Raw genomic sequence first — 18,039 nt, 5'->3', positions numbered from 1 at the left:
TGGATCAGGATTGACGACGGATCGCGTCTGCCGCCTGGATCGCGTGCCAGATGCGGGAGGGCGTCGCGGGCATGTCGAGATGCCGCACGCCGAGCGGCGTCAGCGCGTTCATCACGGCGTTCATGATGGTGGCGGGTGCGGCGATGGCGCCGGCCTGACCGCTTCCCTTCACGCCGAGCCGGTTGGCGCGGCTTGGAAAGTCGCCCGTCAGGCTGCCCTCGAATGTGGGAAGATCGTCGGCGCGCGGCAGCGCATAATCCATCAGCGAGCCCGAGAGTATTTGCCCGGTCTCCGCATCGAACAGCGCGTGCTCGAACAACGCCTGGCCGATGCCCTGCGCCACGCCGCCATGGACCTGCCCGAGGGTCTGGCGCGGATCGAGCAGGCGGCCGTAGTCGTCAAAGATCACGTAACGGTCGAGCCTCACCCGACCGGTCTCGGGATCGATCTCGACTTCGGCAACATGGCAGCCGTTGGGAAAGGTGTAGCGGTCGCAGAGATGGGTCGCCCTGTGCGCCAAACCAGCCGCGACATCGTCGCCGGGCGTCTGGTAGGAGGCGCGCGCCACCTCCTCGAGGCTGATCTCCTGCCCGGTTGCGGCCACGCGTAACATCCCGGCTTCATAGCAAACTGCCTCTACGCCGGCCTGCAGCAGGCGGGCCGCCAGCCGCCGCGCATTCTCGATCACGCCTTCGGCCGCCATCAAGAGCGCGGTGCCGCCTTGATGCATCGAGCGCGCCCCGCCATGCCCGCCGCCGGAATCGAGATCGTCCGTATCGCCCTGCCGAAACCGAAAGCGCTCCGCCGGCAGGCCAAACGCATCGGCCGCGATCTGCGCGAACGTGGTCTCGTGGCCCTGGCCGTTGGAATGCGTGCCGACCATCAGATCGATCCGGCCATCGTCATCGACGCGCACTTCCGCCACTTCATTGGGCTGGCCGCGCGACGTTTCGAGAAAGCAGGCGTAGCCCAGGCCGCGCAGCCTGCCCCGCTTGCGGGAGGTTTTCTGGCGAGCCTTGAATCCCTCCGCGGCCGCAACCGCGTGATCGATCGCATAAGTAAAGCTGCCCTGCTCGATCGAAAGTCCCATCGCGGTTGGATGAGGAAAACGGCGAACGATGTTCTTGCGCCGCAGCTTGAGCGCATCCATCCCGAGCTGGTGGGCCGCAATATCGATGCAGCGCTCGATCAGGTAATTCGCCTCGGGCTTGCCGGCGCCGCGATAGGCATCGACCGGCGTCGTGTTGGTGAACACGCCGCTGGTCTGAAAGGCGATCAGCGGAATGGCGTAGACGCCGCCCATCGCGCTTGCCATCGCCATCGTCGGCACGGCCGGCGCCACCGTCGAGATGTAGGCGCCCATATTGGCGAGGACTTTTGTGTCGAGCGCGAGGAAACGGCCGTCGCTATCGAGCGCCAGACGGGCCCGCACGAGGCTGTCACGGCCGTGGACTGAGCCGGTGAAATCCTCGCTGCGATCGCCGATCCAGGTGACTGAGCGGCCAAGACGGCGCGCCGCCCACAGCACCAGCACCCATTCCGGATAGAGCACGTTCTTCATTCCGAAGCCGCCGCCGACGTCGGGAATGCTGACGCGAAGTTTTTCCCTGCCGATGCGAAAGACACCATCGGCGAGCAGGTCGCGGATCGCATGCGCGCCGGCGGCCGAGGCGGTCAAATGCAGACGGCCGCTCGAGGCATCGAACTCCCCCAGCGCCCCGCGTGTCTCCATCGGCGCGGCGACGACGCGGTTGTTGACCAGTTCGCACTCCACGATATGGGCGGCGTCGCGGATCGCGGCTTCGACCGGGCCGATCTCGCCGCGGTTGAACTGGAACGCGATATTGCCCTTCGCCTCAGGCCAGATCGCCGGCGCGCCTGGCAGAACGGCATCCGCAATCGAGACCACCGGCGGCAGCGGCGCATAGTCGACGACGATGGCCTCGGCGGCATCGCGCGCGGCCTCGGCGCTTCCCGCAACCACGAATGCGACCGGCTCGCCTACATAACGAACGACGTCGCGCGCCAGCGCGTGACAGGGCGGCACCACGAGCGGCGTTGTCATCGGAATAGCGGTCACTGCGCACGGCAGCGGGCCGATATTGTCGGCCGCCAATTCGGCTCCAGTGAGTACCGCCGCGACGCCCGGCATCTGGCGCGCCGCACCGACGCTAATCGCGGCGATACGCGCATGCGCATGCGGCGAGCGAACGACGACGCCATGAAGCGCGTTTGGCGCCACCAGATCGGCAATGTAGCGCCCGCGTCCCCGCACGAAGCGCTCGTCCTCAAGCCGGTTGATGCTGCGTCCCAATAACGGTTCGGTCATGGGAAGCTGTATGGAACCCGGCTGCGGCAAAATCAATCGGCAGCCCGACCGGCCAATCGCTCAACGATCAGCGCCGGGTAATCTGCAATTCCAGCAGCGCAAGTCTTTGCAGGACGATCGGGTCGCGCTCTCCGCTGTGGGCTCCGCGCAGGATCGCTTCGGCGATGGCTTGAACGTGGCTGGAATGGACCGGTTCGGGAAGCGACGCCACCGCGCCATCAAACGCCGCTTCCATCACCGAGATCACCTCGGGCGGAAAGGACGCGTTGGAAAAATCCTTCATGACGGTTCGTGACCAAAAAGAGCGGCTGACAACACGCCTTGGCAGCGGGATGCAATCGGCAGCCGCTTTGGAGTTTGATGTGTCTATCCCTAGGACACACCTTGCATAATTTTCCCGGAACCGAATGGTTCCTGGACGGTGAACAAATCCGCCGTTGATCGGTTCGATATCCAGCACGGGCTCACCTCGTACGCCTCAGAGGGATGGATCCTGGTGAAGATAGCGGTCGTCGAACTGCGCCAATTCCGCCAGCTTCGCCTCGTCGAGCACCGCCACGCGCCCCCTGTTGATATCGACGATTCCGTCGTCGCGCAGTTGCCGGATGATGCGGTTGGCATGCACCGGCGTGATGCCCAGCGCCTCGCTGATCTGCTCCTGCGTCAGCGGCATGTCGAACGTGTCGCCCGTCGCGCGGCCCGTGACGGCAAGGCGTTTGCGGAGTTCAACCACGGTGTGGGCAAGCCGGCTCGCGGCCGGCCGCTGGCCGACATTGACGATCCACTCCCGGAATATCGCGGAATCGATCAGCGTGTCGCGCCAAAGCACTTCGGCGACGTTCGGGTTTGCCCGTGTCAGGGCCCGCAACGAAGCGTGACTGATAAAGCCGAGCGTGGACGGAGCCACCGCAACGAGATCGTGGTCCATCCTGTGCAGATGCAGGCTCTGGAGATCGGGAATTTCTCCGGGAATATGGATCGAGAGAATTTGCCGCTGGCCACTGACGGTCGTTTTGGCGCGGACGCAAAACCCTTCGATCACGAGACAGCACTCCGTCGGCCGGCTGCCATCGGATACAATCGTCCGTCCGGACTCCCAATGGCGCACGTTGATCGGAAGCCCGCGGATGGCGGCGATGTCCGCGTCATCCAGTCCTGAGACGGTATTGAGCCGCCGAAACAGGGCCGCCAAAACCAACTCCCGGTCCAAACCCGCGCCTCCTCCGGTTACGGCGTACGTGACCTGAACGAAACGGCGCCGACCGACGACGGTTCCCAACAAAGGTTAAGGAGGCGCCTTTCCCGACATGCCAGGATCATGGTCAACAAGGAGCTATGCCATGACGAAAAAGCGCAATCGCAGCCGGCCGCCGCAACCGCTTCAAGAACGGCTCAAGCAAATTGCAACTGGCGCCCGCGAAAAGGCCGCCGGCCTGCCGCCGGGGCATGAACGTGATCGTCTGTTGGAGACGGCGGTCTCAACCGAGTCCGCGGCCGCCATCGACCGCTGGTTGTCGTCGCCTGGTTTGCAGAGCCCCAAATAGTTTCTACCCCATACCCACGGCCCGTCCGGCCAAAATCATTTGGCCCGGTCGGCGCTGACGTGAATGACGTAGAGCGGATTTGAAAACTCGTCGGTAACCTCCAGCCGCCACTCTTTGCCGGGACGGAGCTTGCCGTCGAGGTCCTGGATGATTTGTCCCGCCGTCATCGTTGCTTCCCGCCACGCGGCTTGCATGTCGGGCAGTTCTTCGCCTTCCTCGTCCAGCTCGGCCCTGTCGTGATAGACGTTGAAAAAGTAACGCGGCATCGGGATTCCTTACCGCGTGGCGGCCCTCTTCCTCTCGGCCCGTACGCCCTTGAACGTGTTGTCGCCGACGGGCTTGCTCACCGTCATGACCGTTCTCCGGAGCCGGCTGTGTGCAAAAGGAAGTCAGGACTTTGCTAAATGTTCCTGTGCAGGGGCAGGCACGACCTCGATCTGGTCGAGCATGATCCGCGCAGCCAGATGGCATGGGCGGAGCATTTCACGAGGGAATGATCAGCAACCGATCAGGCAAATCCCGCGCGCCATCGGCGCCGCGGGCGACTGTCTTCGCCGCGGTGCTGAGCGCTGATCCCTACGCCGTCGCGGAGCGTTCGGCACCCTGCAGTTTGCGCCTGCGCCAGATCGAGCCCGCGACGAGCACGATGATGATGCCGATGATCCCAAGGACCACCTCGCCGCCATGCCCGCCATTGGCGAACTGAGGCGCCATGCCGAGCGATTTGAGGGCACCATCGAGGCCGGTACCGACCGGACCGTTGAAGAACGCATGCAACGCCGGCTGTACCGCCGGGTCCGTCGCCATCACCTCGCCGGCGATCCAGCCGAGCAGACCCGCGCCGGCCCACACCAGCGCCGGAAGGCGCGTCAGCAACGCCATGATCAGCGCAGCTCCGGCGACGATCAGGGGAACGCTGATGGCGAGGCCGAGGACAAGCAAGGGAATGCTGCCATTGGCGGCCGCGGCGACCGCGATGACGTTGTCGAGGCTCATGACGATGTCGGCGATCGCCACGATCTGCACCGCCGCCCATAGGTGTGCGGCAGCGTGCACGTCGCCCTCGTCCTCGTCTTCCGGCACCAGCAGTTTTGCCGCGATCACGAGCAGCGCCAATCCGCCGACCAGCTTGAGGTACGGCAGGTTCATCAGCGTCACGACGATGCCGGTGAAGATGATGCGCAGGAAAACGGCGACGCCGGCGCCGAGCACCATGCCCCAGAACCGCTGCCGCGGCGGCAGGCCACGGCACGCCATCGCGATGACGAGCGCGTTGTCACCCGACAGCAGGATGTTGATCCACATGATCTTGCCGAGCGCAACCCAGAACGCGGGTTGCTGCATCTCGGCCTGGAACTGGATGAAGAACGCCGAGATCGACGCGGGATCCAAGATTTGCCACAGCCAGTTCACAAGTATTTCTCCCCCCGGCCCTTCAGCCGTTGCGCGCGGCTATTGCCTGCCGCGTTCCCAATCGATCAGCCGACGATTTCGTTGCCGGAAAAGAACTGCGCGATTTCGATCGCGGCGGTCTCGGTCGCGTCCGAACCGTGCACCGAGTTCTCGCCGATCGATTTTGCATGGACCTTGCGGATCGTGCCGTCCGCCGCCTTCGACGGATCGGTGGCGCCCATCACGTCGCGATATTTCAGTACCGCGCCCTCGCCTTCCAGCACCTGTACCACGACCGGACCCGAGGTCATGAAGTCGACCAGCTCGCCGAAGAACGGACGCGCCTTGTGAACGGCGTAGAAGGTTTCCGCCTGTTCGCGGGTCATGCGAATGCGCTTCTGGGCCACGATACGCAAGCCCGCCTTCTCGATCAGCGCGTTGACGGCGCCGGTCAGATTGCGCTCGGTCGCGTCCGGCTTGATGATCGAGAAAGTGCGTTCAATCGCCATTGTTTACGTCCTTGCAAAACTGCTGGTTGGAGAGTTGCGGGGCTTATATCGGCGCCACCTCACGACGGCAAGCGACCGTGTGACGCGCCCGCCACCCCTTTTGGGCGTGTTTTTGCGCCGTGCACGCGCCGCGGGGGCAAAGATTACAGCAATTTCACGCAGGTGAACCCTGTCTGAAGCCGCCGTGCCGTCAGCATTCAGCTTCGCCGCCGTAGACTTAACAACGATCGAACGCAGGGCACGCGCATCCGCCGGCCCTAAGGCGTCACGGGACCCGATCTCACTGATGGTGCCAATCGGCACCGAAACTTTGAGGAGACGATCATGTTACGCAAACTCTCTCTCGTTGCAGTGGCCGCGGCTTCGCTGGGTGCGGCTGCGCTGGCGCCGACATCGGCCTCGGCCTGGGGTGGCGGCTGGCACCATGGCGGCTGGCATCACGGTTATCATGGCTGGGGTGGCCCCCGCGTCTTCATCGGCGGCCCGGCCTATTACGGCGGCGGATATGGCGGCTGTTACGCGCGGCGCCTGGTTCCGACCCCCTGGGGCCCGCGCTGGCGGCTGGTGAACCGCTGCTACTGACCTGATCTGAGCTTCCCCCTGACTTATGCCCCGGCCATCGCGCCGGGGCTTTTTTGTGCCCGGGGAACCGGCTTTTCCGAACACAATTCGATCGCTTTTCAACTACCCGGAGGCGAAGTCATGTCGTCATGCACGGAAACCAATTTCGCCGTTGTGACTTGACCTAACGAATATCACTCAAGCCTTGCGAATGCTGCGAGGTGGAACTCGTAGAGACCGCCCATGGAAGCCCGAATCAACGACGATTTCGAACAGATCGATCGCAAGACCTGCATGTCGATCTGTGACGCCATCGGCGAACGGCTGCAGCAAAGCCTGCGCCCCGATACTGAACTGTCGCCGCATTTGCGCGAGCTGATTGACGAATTACGCCGCCGCGACAACGAACTGCATTGAGGGCCGGATCGCTGATTTGCCGATAAATGGGTTGCGTTTGGCGCCGGGTCCGGTGACAACGCCGCATGCTTTCCATCACCAATATTTCGGTCCGCATTGCCGGGCGGCTCCTGATCGACGACAGCACGGTGCAGATCGTGCCCGGCGCGCGCGTTGGTTTCGTCGGCCGCAACGGTGTCGGCAAATCGACGCTGTTTCACGCGATCCGCGGCGACTTGCCGATCGAATCCGGCAGCATCACGCTACCGCCACGCTGGCGCATCGGCAGCCTGGCGCAGGAAGCGCCCGACGGGCCGGAAAGCCTCATCAATGTCGTGCTGAAAGCCGATGTGGAGCGCGACGCGCTGCTCGGTGAAGCCGAAACGGCGGAGGATCCGCACCGGATCGCCGAGATCCAGACCCGACTGGTCGATATCGATGCGCACTCCGCACCGGCGCGCGCGGCCGCGATTTTGAGCGGCCTCGGATTTTCCACCGCCGACCAGGCGCGGCCGTGTTCGGAATTCTCCGGCGGCTGGCGCATGCGGGTGGCGCTGGCGGCGACGCTGTTTTCGGCGCCGGACCTTCTGCTGCTCGACGAGCCGACCAACTATCTCGACCTTGAAGGCACGCTGTGGCTGGAAGACCATCTGGCCAACTATCCGCGCACCGTGATCGTCATCAGCCACGACCGCGACCTGCTCGACACCTCGGTCGACCAAATCCTGCACCTCGATCGCGGCAAGCTGACGCTCTACAAGGGGACCTATTCCTCGTTCGAGGAACAGCGCGCCACGCGCGAGATGCTCGACGCCAAGCACGCCAAGCGCCAGGCCGACGAGCGCAAGCGGCTGCAGGCCTTCGTCGACCGCTTCAAGGCGAAGGCTTCTAAGGCCCGTCAGGCGCAGTCCCGCGTGAAAATGCTGGAGCGGATGAAGCCGGTCACCGCGCTGGTGACGCAGGACGTGCGTGAAATCAACTTCCCGACGCCGGAGAAAACGCTGTCGCCACCGATCATCGCCGTCGATGACGTCTCGGTCGGCTACGATCCGAAAAAACCGGTGCTCAATCGCGTCACGCTGCGAATCGACACCGAGGACCGCATCGCCCTGCTCGGCTCCAACGGCAACGGCAAGTCGACGCTGGTCAAGCTGTTGGCCAACAAGCTGGCGCCGTTCTCCGGCCGGATCACTCGGGCGGAAAAGCTCTCGGTTGGCTATTTCGCGCAGCATCAGGTCGACGAGCTCAACCTCGACGGCTCGCCCTACGATCACGTCCGAAAGCTGATGCCCGATGCGCCGGAAACCAAGGTGCGCGGCCGCACCGGCGCGATCGGGTTTTCCGGCAAGGCCGGCGATACCCTGGTCAAGAGCCTGTCGGGCGGCGAGAAGGCGCGGCTGCTGCTCGGGCTCGCCACGTTCTTTGGCCCAAACATGATCATCCTCGACGAGCCGACCAACCATCTGGACATCGACAGCCGCGCGGCGCTGGCAGAGGCGATCAACGACTTTCCCGGCGCCGTCATCATGGTCTCGCACGACCGCTATCTGATCGAAGCCTGCGCCGATCAATTGTGGGTCGTCGCCAATCAGGCGGTGACGACGTACGACGGTGACCTCGACGACTACAGGCGTATGGTGTTGTCGATCGGCGACGCACGCGGCGGGTCGCGCGAGCGCGGCGGCGAGCGTAGCAAGGAAAGCGTAAAGCCCGAGCGCGGCAAAAGCGAAAGGCGAACGCCGCTGAAGCAGCGGATCGCCGTGGCCGAGGCCGAAATCGAGCGCATCAACGGCATCATCGCCAAGATCGACACCGCGCTTGCCCTGCCGGATCTGTTCACGCGCGATCCGAAGCAGGCCGCCCAGCTCAGCAAGGCGCGCGCCGGCGCCGAAAGCGCGCTGCGGCGGGCGGAAGAAAGCTGGCTGGAAGCCAGCTCTCAGTTTGACGAAGCGGCGGGCTAGCCAGGCCGTGAACCCACCAGGGTAGCGAGGGAAGTCGCCGCGCTGGGGGCCTACGACGCCGGGTCCGGTCGCAGCGCGCGTACCGCGGCTCTGATCATCGCGACGATTTCGACCTCGGCATCGCTGTCCTGATGGTGACGCCACGCGCTCTGGATTGCGATGACCACCTGCTCGGTCGGATTGACGAAGATGAACTGGCCAAACGCGCCTCTCGCCGAAAAGGCACCGTTGTTGACGCCGCCCGGCAAGGGCGGCACCGACCACCACTGGTAGCCGTATCCGGCCGGCGAACCGGGCATGAGCCGACCGAATGCAGTGGGCGCGCTGTCGGGTTGGCCAGCGAGATCGCGCCAGCCGGGCGGCAGGACCCGTCGGCCACCGAACGCTTCGCCGTCCTCCAGCACCAGCAGGCCGAAGCGGCCCACGTCGCGCAGGCGTGCGCTGACGCCAAACCCGCCCATCTCCAGGCCGCCGTCGGACTCGAGGAGCCAGTACCCGTCGGCCTCCATGCCGGCAGGCTCCCAGATTGTCTCGGCGCAGTAGTCGGCGAGCGGCCGGCCCGTGGCGGCCGAGATCACAGCGCCCAGCACGCAGCTCTCGACGGTCGAATAGTTGAAGACGGCGCCTTGCGGCCGAGCGCGCGACAGGGTGCATGCGAGATCCAGGATGGCGCCTGGCCGCCGGCTCGCCAGGGCGCGGTCCAGGCGTCCGGCGTCGGCCTCTCCGTCGTCTTCCTCGCTCCAGGCCACGCCCGAGCACATCCGCCTGACATTGCGGACCGTGACGCCTTCATATGCCGAGCCGCGCAGCCGCGGCAAATAGAGGTCGCAGCGATCGTCCAAGCTACCGATCGCGCCATCGTGGAGCGCGGCGCCGACGAGCGTCGAGGTCATCGACTTCGCTGTCGAGTAGCTCGTCCGACGGCTCTCCGGGCCGCTGCCCATACCGTAGCGCTCCAGCGCGATCTCGCTGTCCTTCAGGATCAGGAGCCCGGCCGTGCGGCGGCGGGCCATATAGTCACTGAGGCTGAGGCGGACGTCGCCCACCTCAAAGGTCAGGTCCGGGAGCGAACGGGCGTGCGGTGGGAGCGGCCGCACGGCGTCGCCGCGCCGGATGACGCGATGCGGCCAGTTGCGGAAGGTCGCCGAATCCGTCGGTGTATCCCAGGCCATGGATATCTCCTCCTGTTGAGACGGCGTCAGATCGCCTGGGTTTGGAGGGGCTTGCAAAGCAAGTTAAGTTGGTTTGTAGTGGGCTTGTCGCGCTGGCGCGCTCGCGCCCGACCGTCTTCCTGAAAATCAAACTGTCAGGCGTTCGCCAATGTCCCCTCGGGAGTCGTTTCTCCCCGTTGGCGGCCGGCTCCGGCCGTGTCGCCGAAAGCGGTAGTAAATTCAGAGCATCAATCTAGCGGACCCGGACGCGTTCTCTTGCGCGAACCGGCACCCGGTTCGTTCGAAAACGCTATCGCCAGCGCCAGGTGCGCAAGCACAGGCTTACGTTGCGGCCGGCTTCTTCTTCGGCTTGGCGCCTTTCGGCTGCGCCACCGGCTCGGCTCCGCGCTCGATCGACGTCAGGCGTCCCGCGGTGAAGGTATAAATGCCGGCGCGCTGGCCACGCGAATAGTTGATGACCGCCACACGGTCACCGCGCGCGTTGCTGGAGAAATTGACGTTGTCGGGTGCACCGATGCCGCGCACGACGTCGCATTCGGTGTGGCCCAGCGCCACCGTCCCGGTCGTCGAGGGGGCCGGCGCGCCTGCCGCGCCGTCTGCCAGCGCGTTGGCACCACCGCCCGCCGGCGCCATTCCGGGACAGCCGCCGTCCGCCGCGACGAGTTCATCCGGCGTCACGGCCTTTTCCGGGCTGAGCGGCGGCGTTTCGATCGACACGTTTCGGATGAACACGCGTCCGGTGCGCGAAAACCAGTCCGCATCCTTCGACATGAGGTCGGACGCACCCGAACAGCCCGCGAGCGCGGGCCCGAGCAGCAACAACGTCAGCAGTGGTTTTCGATTGATCGTTCCGCGTCGCACGCTAGACCCAGGCTCCGCCCCAAACTGTACGATTTGTCCGACCATCACTTTGCGGCACCACCATGGCTGCTCGCTAGCTCCGGCGCAGAAACCGCAGATTATCATTAATCCACAGGGATCGCTAATTCCCGAGAAGCTTTAATTCACAAGAGGTCGCTCATTCCAGGCATCACTATTGCTTCCGCTGCCAGCGGCCCCGCTCGTCGGCCTGCCAATAGGTCAGCTCGAAACCGCGCGTCTTACAGTCAGCCCAGGCACCGCGCGCCGCCGTCAGCGCGTCGTCATCGTCGCCGTTGAATACCAGCACCACCCGCTCGTAGCTGTCGCAATCGGCCGGCAACGCCGCGTTGTCGATCAGGAACCTGACATTGGCCCGATTCGGGTTGCCCTCCTCGATCGAGAGAATGATGGGCTGGTCCTGCGCATCGCCGGCGCGCCATGTGGCGTGCGGCAGGAACGAATCATCGCTGTAGGTCCACAAATGCGCATCGAGCGCCTCGGTACGTTCCGGCGAAGTCGATTGCACGACCACGCGCCAACCGCGCTCGAGCGATTTCTCCAGCAGCGACGGCAATACGCTTTCAAGCGACATGCCCTGCAAATGATAGAACAGGATTTCCGTCATTCCGGCTGCAACCAGATTACTTCGTGGCTTCGTAGTATTCCGAGACCAATCGGTCCAGCAGCCGAACGCCATAGCCGGAACCCCAAGAGTGGTTGATATCGGTTTTCGGCGCGCCCATCGCGGTCCCCGCAATGTCGAGATGCGCCCACGGCGTGCCGTCGACGAATCGCTGCAGGAATTGCGCCGCCGTGATCGAACCGCCGTTGCGAGCGCCGGTGTTCTTCATGTCGGCAAACTGCGAATCGATCTGCTTGTCGTATTCGGGACCAAGCGGCATGCGCCAGACGCGCTCGCCGGTTTCGGTTCCGATCTTGCTCAGCCGTTCCGCCAGTTCGTCGTTGTTGGAGAACATGCCGGCATATTCGGTTCCGAGCGCGACCATGATCGCGCCGGTGAGCGTCGCAAGATCGACCATGAATTTCGGCTTGAACTTCTTCGCCACGTACCAGAGCACATCGGCCAGCACGAGCCGGCCTTCGGCGTCGGTGTTGATGATTTCGATGGTCTGCCCCGACATCGAGGTGACGATATCGCCGGGGCGCTGGGCGTTGCCGTCAGGCATGTTCTCGACCAGGCCGATGGCGCCGACCGCGTTGACCTTTGCCTTGCGGGCCGCCAGCGCATGCATCAGCCCGACCACACAGGCCGCGCCGCCCATGTCGCCCTTCATGTCTTCCATGCTGGCGGCGCCCTTGATGGAAATACCGCCGGTGTCGAAGCAAACGCCCTTGCCGATGAAAGCAACCGGCTGACCGCCCTTCTTGCCGCCGTTCCAACGCATGATCACGGCGCGGCCGGGCTGCGTTGAGCCCTGCGCCACACCGAGCAAAGCGCCCATGCCGAGCTTCTGCATCGCCTCGACGTCTAGCACCTCGACCTCGACGCCGAGCTTCTTGAGCTGGCTGGCGCGGCGCGCGAATTCGACTGGGTACAGCACGTTCGGCGGTTCGTTAACGAGTTCGCGCGCCAGCACCACGCCGTCCACGACGTGAGATGCCGGCGCGAAGGCTTTTCGCGCGGCGGCGACATCGGCGACGGCGATCGAAACGTCGGCGCGAAGCTCGCCGTTCTCGCCGTCCTTCTTCTTGGTCTTGTAGCGGTCGAATTTATACGCACGCAGCCGGAGGCCGGATGCGATCGCGGCGGCGGCATCGCCCTGCATCGCCCCGTCAGGCAGTTCGGCGATCACGGTGACCGATTCACTGGCGGCGTTGAGCTTACCGGCCGTCACGCCGCCGAACTTGAGAAAATCCTTCTCCTTGATATCGGCCGCCTTGCCGACACCGACCACGATCAGGCGCTCCGCCTTGATTCCCTCCGGCGCCGGGATATCGAGCGTCGACCCGCTCTTGCCCTTGAACTGGTTGGCTGCCGCCGCCCGCTTGACCGTATCGGCTGCCTTCCCGAGCGCCTTCCGTGTTGTCTCGCCGAACTTCAATGCGTCGTCGCAAAACGCCACGAGAACGCCACGGGGTGCTGCGGAAAAAGCGACAAAGCCGACCTTGACGGCGTCGGACATAGGTAAATCCTCCAGAATTCAGGGCTGCCGAGGGGTCCGGAATTCGGCCCCGACGATGGAAATGTTTCTCTTCGGTAACGGCCCAAATCGCTCAGGACCTGATGTTTCCCGCACTATGGCCCGCAAGCCACGGTACTGCCAAGCGCAGTGGCCGGAAGGCCACATGAAGTGAATTATTAGCCATATTTAGGAGACGCCACGGCCCGGCCATTTTGTTGACGGATCAAAGGGATGGTAGTGAGATTGTGAACGGCTGATGATTGGCGGGCCGACCTAGGGGAACCCTCAAAAAGGGGTGGTCGGAAGTCGCTGTTTGGGCGCGCAAGGTGGGAACGTGCAGTAACGATGGGGTCGATCGACAGGTACATTTTCCGGACGACGCTCGCGTCGTTCGCGCTGGTCCTGGTCAGCCTCACCGGCGTGATCTGGATTACACAGGCGTTGCGCGGCATCGACCTGATGACGAGCCAGGGCCAGACCATCATCACCTTTCTCGGCATCACCAGCCTGGTGATCCCGGCGCTGGTCCTGGTCATCGCGCCGATCGCGCTGATGATTGCGATCTCGCACACGCTGAACAAGCTCGCCACCGATTCCGAAATCATCGTGATGAATGCCGCCGGCTTCTCCCCGTACCGGCTGTTCCGCCCGTTTTTCTTCGCCACCTGTGTGGTGGCGACCCTTGTCATCTTCATCGCGGCCTTTCTCGCGCCCGACGGCCTGCGCCGGATCAAGCAATGGGACGCCGAGATCACGGCCGACGTGCTGACCAACATTTTGCAGCCCGGACGTTTCGCCCAGCTCGACCAGAACCTGACGATCAGGATCCGGGAACGACAGCCGGGCGGCGTTCTCGGCGGCATTTTCGTCGACGACCGCCGCGATCCCAAGGAGCGCGTCACCATCATCGCCGACCACGGCACGGTGCTGAAGAACGAGAGCGGCTCCTATCTGGTGCTCGAGGACGGCAACCTCGAACGTTTCGAGGCGGGAAAGCGCGATCCGGCGCTGGTGGCTTTCGCCCGCTATGCCTTCGACATGTCGAAATTCTCCAACCGCGGCCGCGACGTCGCGCTTGGGATTCGCGAACGCTATCTGTGGGAGCTGGTTTCACCCTCCGACGACGATCCTATAGTCAAGCAGCTGTCAGGGCAATTTTACGCCGAACTGCATGACCGGTTCTTGTCGCCGGTCTATCCCTTCGCATTCGCGGTACTGACCTTCGCGTTTCTCGGCACACCGCGCACCACGCGCCAGAGCCGCAATTTTTCGATCGGCGGATCGATCTTCGCGGTGTTCGGGCTGCGCATGGCGGGATTCGCCCTATCCGTAATGACGGTGAAGACGCCGAGTATGGCTCTCGTCCAGTATTTGATGCTGTTCGGTGCGATCGGCGTCGGGCTGTGGATGATCATTGGCGGAATCGTGGTAGAGCCGCCGGCGGCGCTGATGGAGGCCATCAACAGGTCGAACGCGCGGCTGGCGCGGCTCTTTGGACGGCCGGCCACAGCATGAGCATGATGACCAATACGCTCGGGCGATACTTTGCCGGCCGCTTCCTGGTCTCGGCGGTGGGCGTGTTTGCGAGCATTTTCGTGCTGCTCGTGCTGGTCGACTACATTGAAATGGTCCGCAAGACCTCGGGCCTCATCGGCGCCTCCGCGATCACGATCGCGCAGACCTCGCTCTACCGCGTGCCGCAGCTGCTCGAAAAGCTGATGCCGTTCTGTGTCCTGATCGGCGCGATGACCTGCTATCTGGCGCTGTCGCGACGGCTGGAGCTGGTGGTCGCGCGCGCCGCCGGCGTTTCCGCCTGGCAGTTCATCTCTCCGGCGCTGGCAAGCGCGATCATCCTCGGCGCCCTGGCGACGGTCGCCTACAATCCGATGTCGGCGAACCTGCGCGAACTCTCCAAGCGGATGGAGGCCGAACTGTTCGGTTCGGCCCCCGGCGGCGGCATCCAGGACGCCTCCGGCTTCTGGCTCAACCAGATCAACAGCGACGGCCAGTCGATCATCAATGCGGCGCGCAGCGAGCAGCAGGGTGTCCGCCTGACCGGACTGACCGTGTTCCGGTTCGATCCGGATCTCCAGTTCAAGGAGCGAATCGAAGCCCGCGAAGCCACCCTCGAAAAAGGCCGCTGGGCCTTCAAATCGGTACGTCGATACTCCCTGGACAAACCCCCGGTTGATCAGGACAGCTATTACCTCTCGACCACCCTCACCCCGGCCCAGGTTCGCAACAGTTTCTCCACCCCCGAAACCGTGTCTTTTTGGCAACTGCCCGGCTATATCCGTTCGTCCGAAAGCTCGGGCTTCGCGACCGCAGGCTACCGTCTGCAGTACCATAAGCTCATCGCACAGCCATTTTTGCTGGCTGCAATGGTGATGTTGGCGGCTTCCGTAAGCCTTCGCTTCTTCCGGATGGGCGGCGTGCAAAAGATGGTTTTGAGTGGCGTGGGCGCAGGCTTTCTGCTCTACGTTTTATCGAAAGTTACTGAGGATTTGAGCAAGGCTGAGTTGATGCATCCGATCGCTGCGGCGTGGTTGCCCGTTTGTGTGGGTGGCCTCACCGGCTTTTTGGCCTTGTTGTACCAGGAGGACGGGTAGTGGCCGTTGTCGCCGCCCGCCAATTGAGGTCGCCTGCGTTCAGGCGGCGCACCGATGTGCGCCGCGATCGAACCCGCATGGCTGCCTTTGGCGTTTCTATGTTTGCGCTGCTCGCCGGATTCATTTTCGCGGGCTCGCTTGAGCTTGCCCTGACGGCTCCCGCCTCGGCGCAAAGCTTCACCTACAATCCGCGGCCACCCAAGCCGTCGCCGCGTCCCGTCACCAATGACGGCAAGATGACCGTGCAAGCGGTCGAGGTGGATTACGACTACAACAACCAGCGCGTGTCGGCGGTCGGCAACGTGCAGATGTTCTACAACGGCACCAGCGTGGAGGCCGACAAGGTCATCTTTGACCAGAAGACCAAGCGGCTGCATGCGGAAGGCAACATCCGCCTGACCGATGCGGAAGGCAAAGTCACCTACGCCAACGTCATGGACCTGAGCGACGACTACCGCGACGGGTTCGTCGATTCGCTGCGCGTCGATACCGCGGACGCGACGCGGATGGCGGCGACGCGCGCCGACCGCTCCGCCGGCAATTACACTGTGTTCGAAAACGGCGTGTATACCGCCTGCGCGCCCTGCAAGGACAATCCGAAGAAGCCGCCGCTGTGGCAGGTCAAGGGTGCGCGTATCATCCACGACCAGACCGACAAGATGCTGTACTTCGAAAACGCGCAGCTCGAGTTCTTCGGCGTGCCGTTGGCCTATCTGCCGTATTTCTCGACGCCCGATCCGACCGTCAAGCGCAAGACCGGCTTCCTGATGCCGTCCTACACAACGGTCACCGGCTACGGCTTCGGCGTGGAAACCCCGTTCTACTGGGCGATCGCGCCGGACTATGACGCGACCTTCAATCCGCGCTTCACCAGCCGGCAGGGCGTGCTGCTCCAGGGCGAATTCCGCCAGCGCCTGATCAACGGCTCCTACCAGATCCGCGCCTACGGCATCGACCAGCTCGACCCGGGCGCCTACGCCGGTCAGCCCGGCGACCGCCAGTTCCGCGGCGGCTTCGACACCAAAGGCCAGTTCGCGATCAACGACAAATGGGTTTGGGGCTGGGACGGCGTTCTGCTGTCGGACTACTACTTCTTCTCGGACTATCGGCTGGCCCAGTACAAGGACCCGCTGGGCTCGTTCCTGAGCCTGCCGACGGAAGCGATCTCGCAGCTATATCTGACCGGTGTCGGCAGCCGCAGCTACTTCGACATGCGCACGATCTATTACCTTTCTTTCTCCGGTAATCAGAATCAGGTGCCGGTGATCTATCCAGTGATCGACTACAACAACGTGATCAACAGCCCGATCTTTGGCGGCGAAGTCAGCTACAAGACCAACTTCACCAACCTCTCGCGTGACACGGCGGCCTTCGACCCGATCACGACATTGGCCAACACCGCCAGCCTGTGCACAACGACCTCCGCCGATCCACTGGCGCGGACGCCGTCGCAATGCCTGTTGCGCGGCTTCCCCGGCACTTACACGCGCCTGACGGCAGAGGCGCAATGGCGGAAGTCGTACACCGATCCGTTCGGTCAAATCTGGACGCCGTTTGCGATTCTGCGCGTCGACGCCATCAATTCCTCGGTTTCGAACCAGCCGGGTGTTTCGAATTTCCTTCCCGTCGGCGACACCCAGGCGCTGCGCCCGATGCCGGCCGTCGGCCTCGAGTATCGCTATCCTTTCATCAACGTTCAGCCCTGGGGCACCACCACGATCGAGCCGATCGCGCAGATTATCGCCCGTCCCAACGAGACCTACGCCGGCAAGCTGCCCAACGAAGACGCCCAGAGCATGGTGTTCGACGCCAGCAACCTGTTCGCGGTTGACAAGTTCTCGGGCTACGACCGCGTCGAAGGCGGCGGACGCGCCAATGTCGGCGTCCAGGCGACCACGCAGTTCGATCGTGGCGGCAGCGTCAACGTCCTTTTCGGACAATCCTACCAGTTGTTCGGGCTGAATTCGTATGCGGTAAAGGACGCGACCAATACCGGGCTCGATTCCGGCCTGCAGAACGCCCGCTCCGACTACGTCGCCCGCATCAATTATTCGCCGAACCGCACCTATACGTTCAGCGTGCGCTCGCGCATTGATGAGACGACGCAGAACCTCAACCGCTTCGAAGCCGAAGGGCGCGCCGCGTTCGACCGCTGGTCGGTGAGCATGATCTACGGCAATTATGCCGCGCAGCCGGAGCTCGGCTATCTGACGCGGCGCGAAGGCCTGCTTGGCAGCGCCTCGGTCAAGGTGGCGGCGAACTGGGTCGTGTCGGGCTCGGCACGGTGGGATCTTGAAGCCAACAAGCTGAACCAGTACGTCGTCGGCGCCGGCTATGTGGATGACTGCTTCGTGCTGGCGGCCAATTACGTCACGTCCTACAGCTACTCCGCCGGGACGACGCCGCCGGTGCTTAGCCACGCATTCATGCTGCAGATCGGCCTGCGGACGCTTGCGAATTCGTCCTCGACGGCCGGCGGCGGCGGCATTCAGTAGCGTGAGGCCCCCTTCCGTGCCGGAGAGTACCCAGCGCAACGCGGTACGAATTGGTTGATACGGCTG

17 protein-coding genes are annotated in these 18,039 nt (G+C 63.8%); 7 read left to right on the top strand and 10 right to left on the bottom strand.

The window, feature by feature from the left end; translation table 11 throughout:
* Positions 1–4: 4 nt before the first annotated feature.
* The 3 genes from ACPPVP_RS20785 to ACPPVP_RS20775 form a co-directional block, all read right to left on the bottom strand.
* Positions 5–2,329, bottom strand: coding sequence for a xanthine dehydrogenase family protein molybdopterin-binding subunit (locus tag ACPPVP_RS20785; RefSeq protein WP_426537608.1), 2,325 nt, complete (start codon positions 2,327–2,329; stop codon positions 5–7).
* Positions 2,330–2,396: 67 nt separating this feature from the next.
* On the bottom strand, positions 2,397–2,612 hold the full coding sequence (locus ACPPVP_RS20780; protein WP_426537971.1) for a hypothetical protein: 216 nt from the start codon (positions 2,610–2,612) through the stop codon (positions 2,397–2,399).
* 195 nt (positions 2,613–2,807) lie between these two features.
* Complete coding sequence (locus tag ACPPVP_RS20775) at positions 2,808–3,521, bottom strand: Crp/Fnr family transcriptional regulator (RefSeq protein WP_426537606.1); 714 nt, start codon at positions 3,519–3,521, stop codon at positions 2,808–2,810.
* 148 nt (positions 3,522–3,669) lie between these two features.
* Between ACPPVP_RS20775 and ACPPVP_RS20770 the strand changes: the two genes are divergently transcribed.
* Complete coding sequence (locus ACPPVP_RS20770; protein WP_426537604.1) at positions 3,670–3,873, top strand: hypothetical protein; 204 nt, start codon at positions 3,670–3,672, stop codon at positions 3,871–3,873.
* A gap of 35 nt (positions 3,874–3,908) precedes the next feature.
* Here ACPPVP_RS20770 and ACPPVP_RS20765 read toward each other — a convergent pair whose 3' ends face one another.
* The 3 genes from ACPPVP_RS20765 to ndk form a co-directional block, all read right to left on the bottom strand.
* Entirely contained in the window at positions 3,909–4,139 is a 231-nt protein-coding gene (locus ACPPVP_RS20765; RefSeq protein ID WP_426537602.1) for a DUF6894 family protein, read from the bottom strand.
* Between the two features lie 310 nt (positions 4,140–4,449).
* The gene (locus ACPPVP_RS20760; RefSeq protein WP_426537600.1) at positions 4,450–5,286 is read right to left on the bottom strand and encodes a TerC family protein; all 837 of its coding nucleotides are present in this window, start codon (positions 5,284–5,286) and stop codon (positions 4,450–4,452) included.
* A 65-nt stretch (positions 5,287–5,351) separates the two neighbouring features.
* Positions 5,352–5,774 (bottom strand): nucleoside-diphosphate kinase, encoded by a 423-nt coding sequence (ndk, locus tag ACPPVP_RS20755; RefSeq protein ID WP_426537598.1) that lies wholly within the window; start codon positions 5,772–5,774, stop codon positions 5,352–5,354.
* A gap of 324 nt (positions 5,775–6,098) precedes the next feature.
* On the opposite strand from ndk, the gene ACPPVP_RS20750 reads away from it, so the two are divergent.
* From ACPPVP_RS20750 to ACPPVP_RS20740, 3 genes are all read left to right on the top strand, one after another.
* A complete protein-coding gene (locus ACPPVP_RS20750; RefSeq protein ID WP_426537596.1) occupies positions 6,099–6,356 on the top strand; it encodes a sulfur globule protein precursor in 258 nt (85 codons plus the stop codon).
* A gap of 222 nt (positions 6,357–6,578) precedes the next feature.
* Positions 6,579–6,752, top strand: coding sequence for a hypothetical protein (locus tag ACPPVP_RS20745; RefSeq protein WP_426537594.1), 174 nt, complete (start codon positions 6,579–6,581; stop codon positions 6,750–6,752).
* Positions 6,753–6,817: 65 nt separating this feature from the next.
* A complete protein-coding gene (locus ACPPVP_RS20740; RefSeq protein ID WP_426537592.1) occupies positions 6,818–8,692 on the top strand; it encodes an ABC-F family ATP-binding cassette domain-containing protein in 1,875 nt (624 codons plus the stop codon).
* A gap of 50 nt (positions 8,693–8,742) precedes the next feature.
* On the opposite strand, the gene ACPPVP_RS20735 is transcribed toward ACPPVP_RS20740, so the two are convergent.
* From ACPPVP_RS20735 to ACPPVP_RS20720, 4 genes are all read right to left on the bottom strand, one after another.
* A complete protein-coding gene (locus ACPPVP_RS20735) occupies positions 8,743–9,864 on the bottom strand; it encodes a serine hydrolase domain-containing protein (RefSeq protein WP_426537590.1) in 1,122 nt (373 codons plus the stop codon).
* Positions 9,865–10,185: 321 nt separating this feature from the next.
* A complete protein-coding gene (locus tag ACPPVP_RS20730) occupies positions 10,186–10,680 on the bottom strand; it encodes a hypothetical protein (protein ID WP_426537969.1) in 495 nt (164 codons plus the stop codon).
* A gap of 217 nt (positions 10,681–10,897) precedes the next feature.
* Positions 10,898–11,350, bottom strand: a complete 453-nt coding sequence (locus ACPPVP_RS20725) for a DNA polymerase III subunit chi (RefSeq protein ID WP_426537588.1) — start codon at positions 11,348–11,350, stop codon at positions 10,898–10,900.
* Between the two features lie 16 nt (positions 11,351–11,366).
* Positions 11,367–12,869, bottom strand: a complete 1,503-nt coding sequence (locus ACPPVP_RS20720) for a leucyl aminopeptidase (protein ID WP_426537586.1) — start codon at positions 12,867–12,869, stop codon at positions 11,367–11,369.
* Positions 12,870–13,214: 345 nt separating this feature from the next.
* On the opposite strand from ACPPVP_RS20720, the gene lptF reads away from it, so the two are divergent.
* The 3 genes from lptF to ACPPVP_RS20705 all read left to right on the top strand — a co-directional run bounded on the left by lptF (position 13,215) and on the right by ACPPVP_RS20705 (position 17,973).
* Positions 13,215–14,384 (top strand): LPS export ABC transporter permease LptF, encoded by a 1,170-nt coding sequence (lptF, locus tag ACPPVP_RS20715; protein ID WP_426537584.1) that lies wholly within the window; start codon positions 13,215–13,217, stop codon positions 14,382–14,384.
* Positions 14,381–15,478, top strand: coding sequence for an LPS export ABC transporter permease LptG (gene lptG, locus ACPPVP_RS20710; protein WP_426537582.1), 1,098 nt, complete (start codon positions 14,381–14,383; stop codon positions 15,476–15,478). Before lptF ends, lptG begins: the two co-directional genes overlap by 4 nt.
* A gap of 98 nt (positions 15,479–15,576) precedes the next feature.
* The gene (locus ACPPVP_RS20705; protein WP_426537967.1) at positions 15,577–17,973 is read left to right on the top strand and encodes an LPS-assembly protein LptD; all 2,397 of its coding nucleotides are present in this window, start codon (positions 15,577–15,579) and stop codon (positions 17,971–17,973) included.
* Positions 17,974–18,039: the final 66 nt, after the last annotated feature.

The organism is Bradyrhizobium sp. McL0615 (assembly GCF_049993905.1).
GTDB lineage: Bacteria > Pseudomonadota > Alphaproteobacteria > Rhizobiales > Xanthobacteraceae > Bradyrhizobium.
Note: the sequence above shows the minus strand (reverse complement) of the source record. Positions and strands in the feature narration are given on the sequence as shown.

What these genes read in the sequence shown, in the direction of transcription:
- lptF (WP_426537584.1), top strand. Translation starts at nt 13,215, where the DNA reads ATGGGGTCGATCGACAGGTACATTTTCCGGACGACGCTCGCGTCGTTC.
- ACPPVP_RS20780 (WP_426537971.1), bottom strand. Translation starts at nt 2,612, where the DNA reads ATGAAGGATTTTTCCAACGCGTCCTTTCCGCCCGAGGTGATCTCGGTG.
- ACPPVP_RS20750 (WP_426537596.1), top strand. Translation starts at nt 6,099, where the DNA reads ATGTTACGCAAACTCTCTCTCGTTGCAGTGGCCGCGGCTTCGCTGGGT.
- ACPPVP_RS20735 (WP_426537590.1), bottom strand. Translation starts at nt 9,864, where the DNA reads ATGGCCTGGGATACACCGACGGATTCGGCGACCTTCCGCAACTGGCCG.
- ACPPVP_RS20785 (WP_426537608.1), bottom strand. Translation starts at nt 2,329, where the DNA reads ATGACCGAACCGTTATTGGGACGCAGCATCAACCGGCTTGAGGACGAG.
- ACPPVP_RS20705 (WP_426537967.1), top strand. Translation starts at nt 15,577, where the DNA reads ATGTTTGCGCTGCTCGCCGGATTCATTTTCGCGGGCTCGCTTGAGCTT.
- ACPPVP_RS20745 (WP_426537594.1), top strand. Translation starts at nt 6,579, where the DNA reads ATGGAAGCCCGAATCAACGACGATTTCGAACAGATCGATCGCAAGACC.
- ACPPVP_RS20765 (WP_426537602.1), bottom strand. Translation starts at nt 4,139, where the DNA reads ATGCCGCGTTACTTTTTCAACGTCTATCACGACAGGGCCGAGCTGGAC.
- ACPPVP_RS20770 (WP_426537604.1), top strand. Translation starts at nt 3,670, where the DNA reads ATGACGAAAAAGCGCAATCGCAGCCGGCCGCCGCAACCGCTTCAAGAA.
- ACPPVP_RS20720 (WP_426537586.1), bottom strand. Translation starts at nt 12,869, where the DNA reads ATGTCCGACGCCGTCAAGGTCGGCTTTGTCGCTTTTTCCGCAGCACCC.
- lptG (WP_426537582.1), top strand. Translation starts at nt 14,381, where the DNA reads ATGAGCATGATGACCAATACGCTCGGGCGATACTTTGCCGGCCGCTTC.
- ACPPVP_RS20740 (WP_426537592.1), top strand. Translation starts at nt 6,818, where the DNA reads ATGCTTTCCATCACCAATATTTCGGTCCGCATTGCCGGGCGGCTCCTG.
- ndk (WP_426537598.1), bottom strand. Translation starts at nt 5,774, where the DNA reads ATGGCGATTGAACGCACTTTCTCGATCATCAAGCCGGACGCGACCGAG.
- ACPPVP_RS20725 (WP_426537588.1), bottom strand. Translation starts at nt 11,350, where the DNA reads ATGACGGAAATCCTGTTCTATCATTTGCAGGGCATGTCGCTTGAAAGC.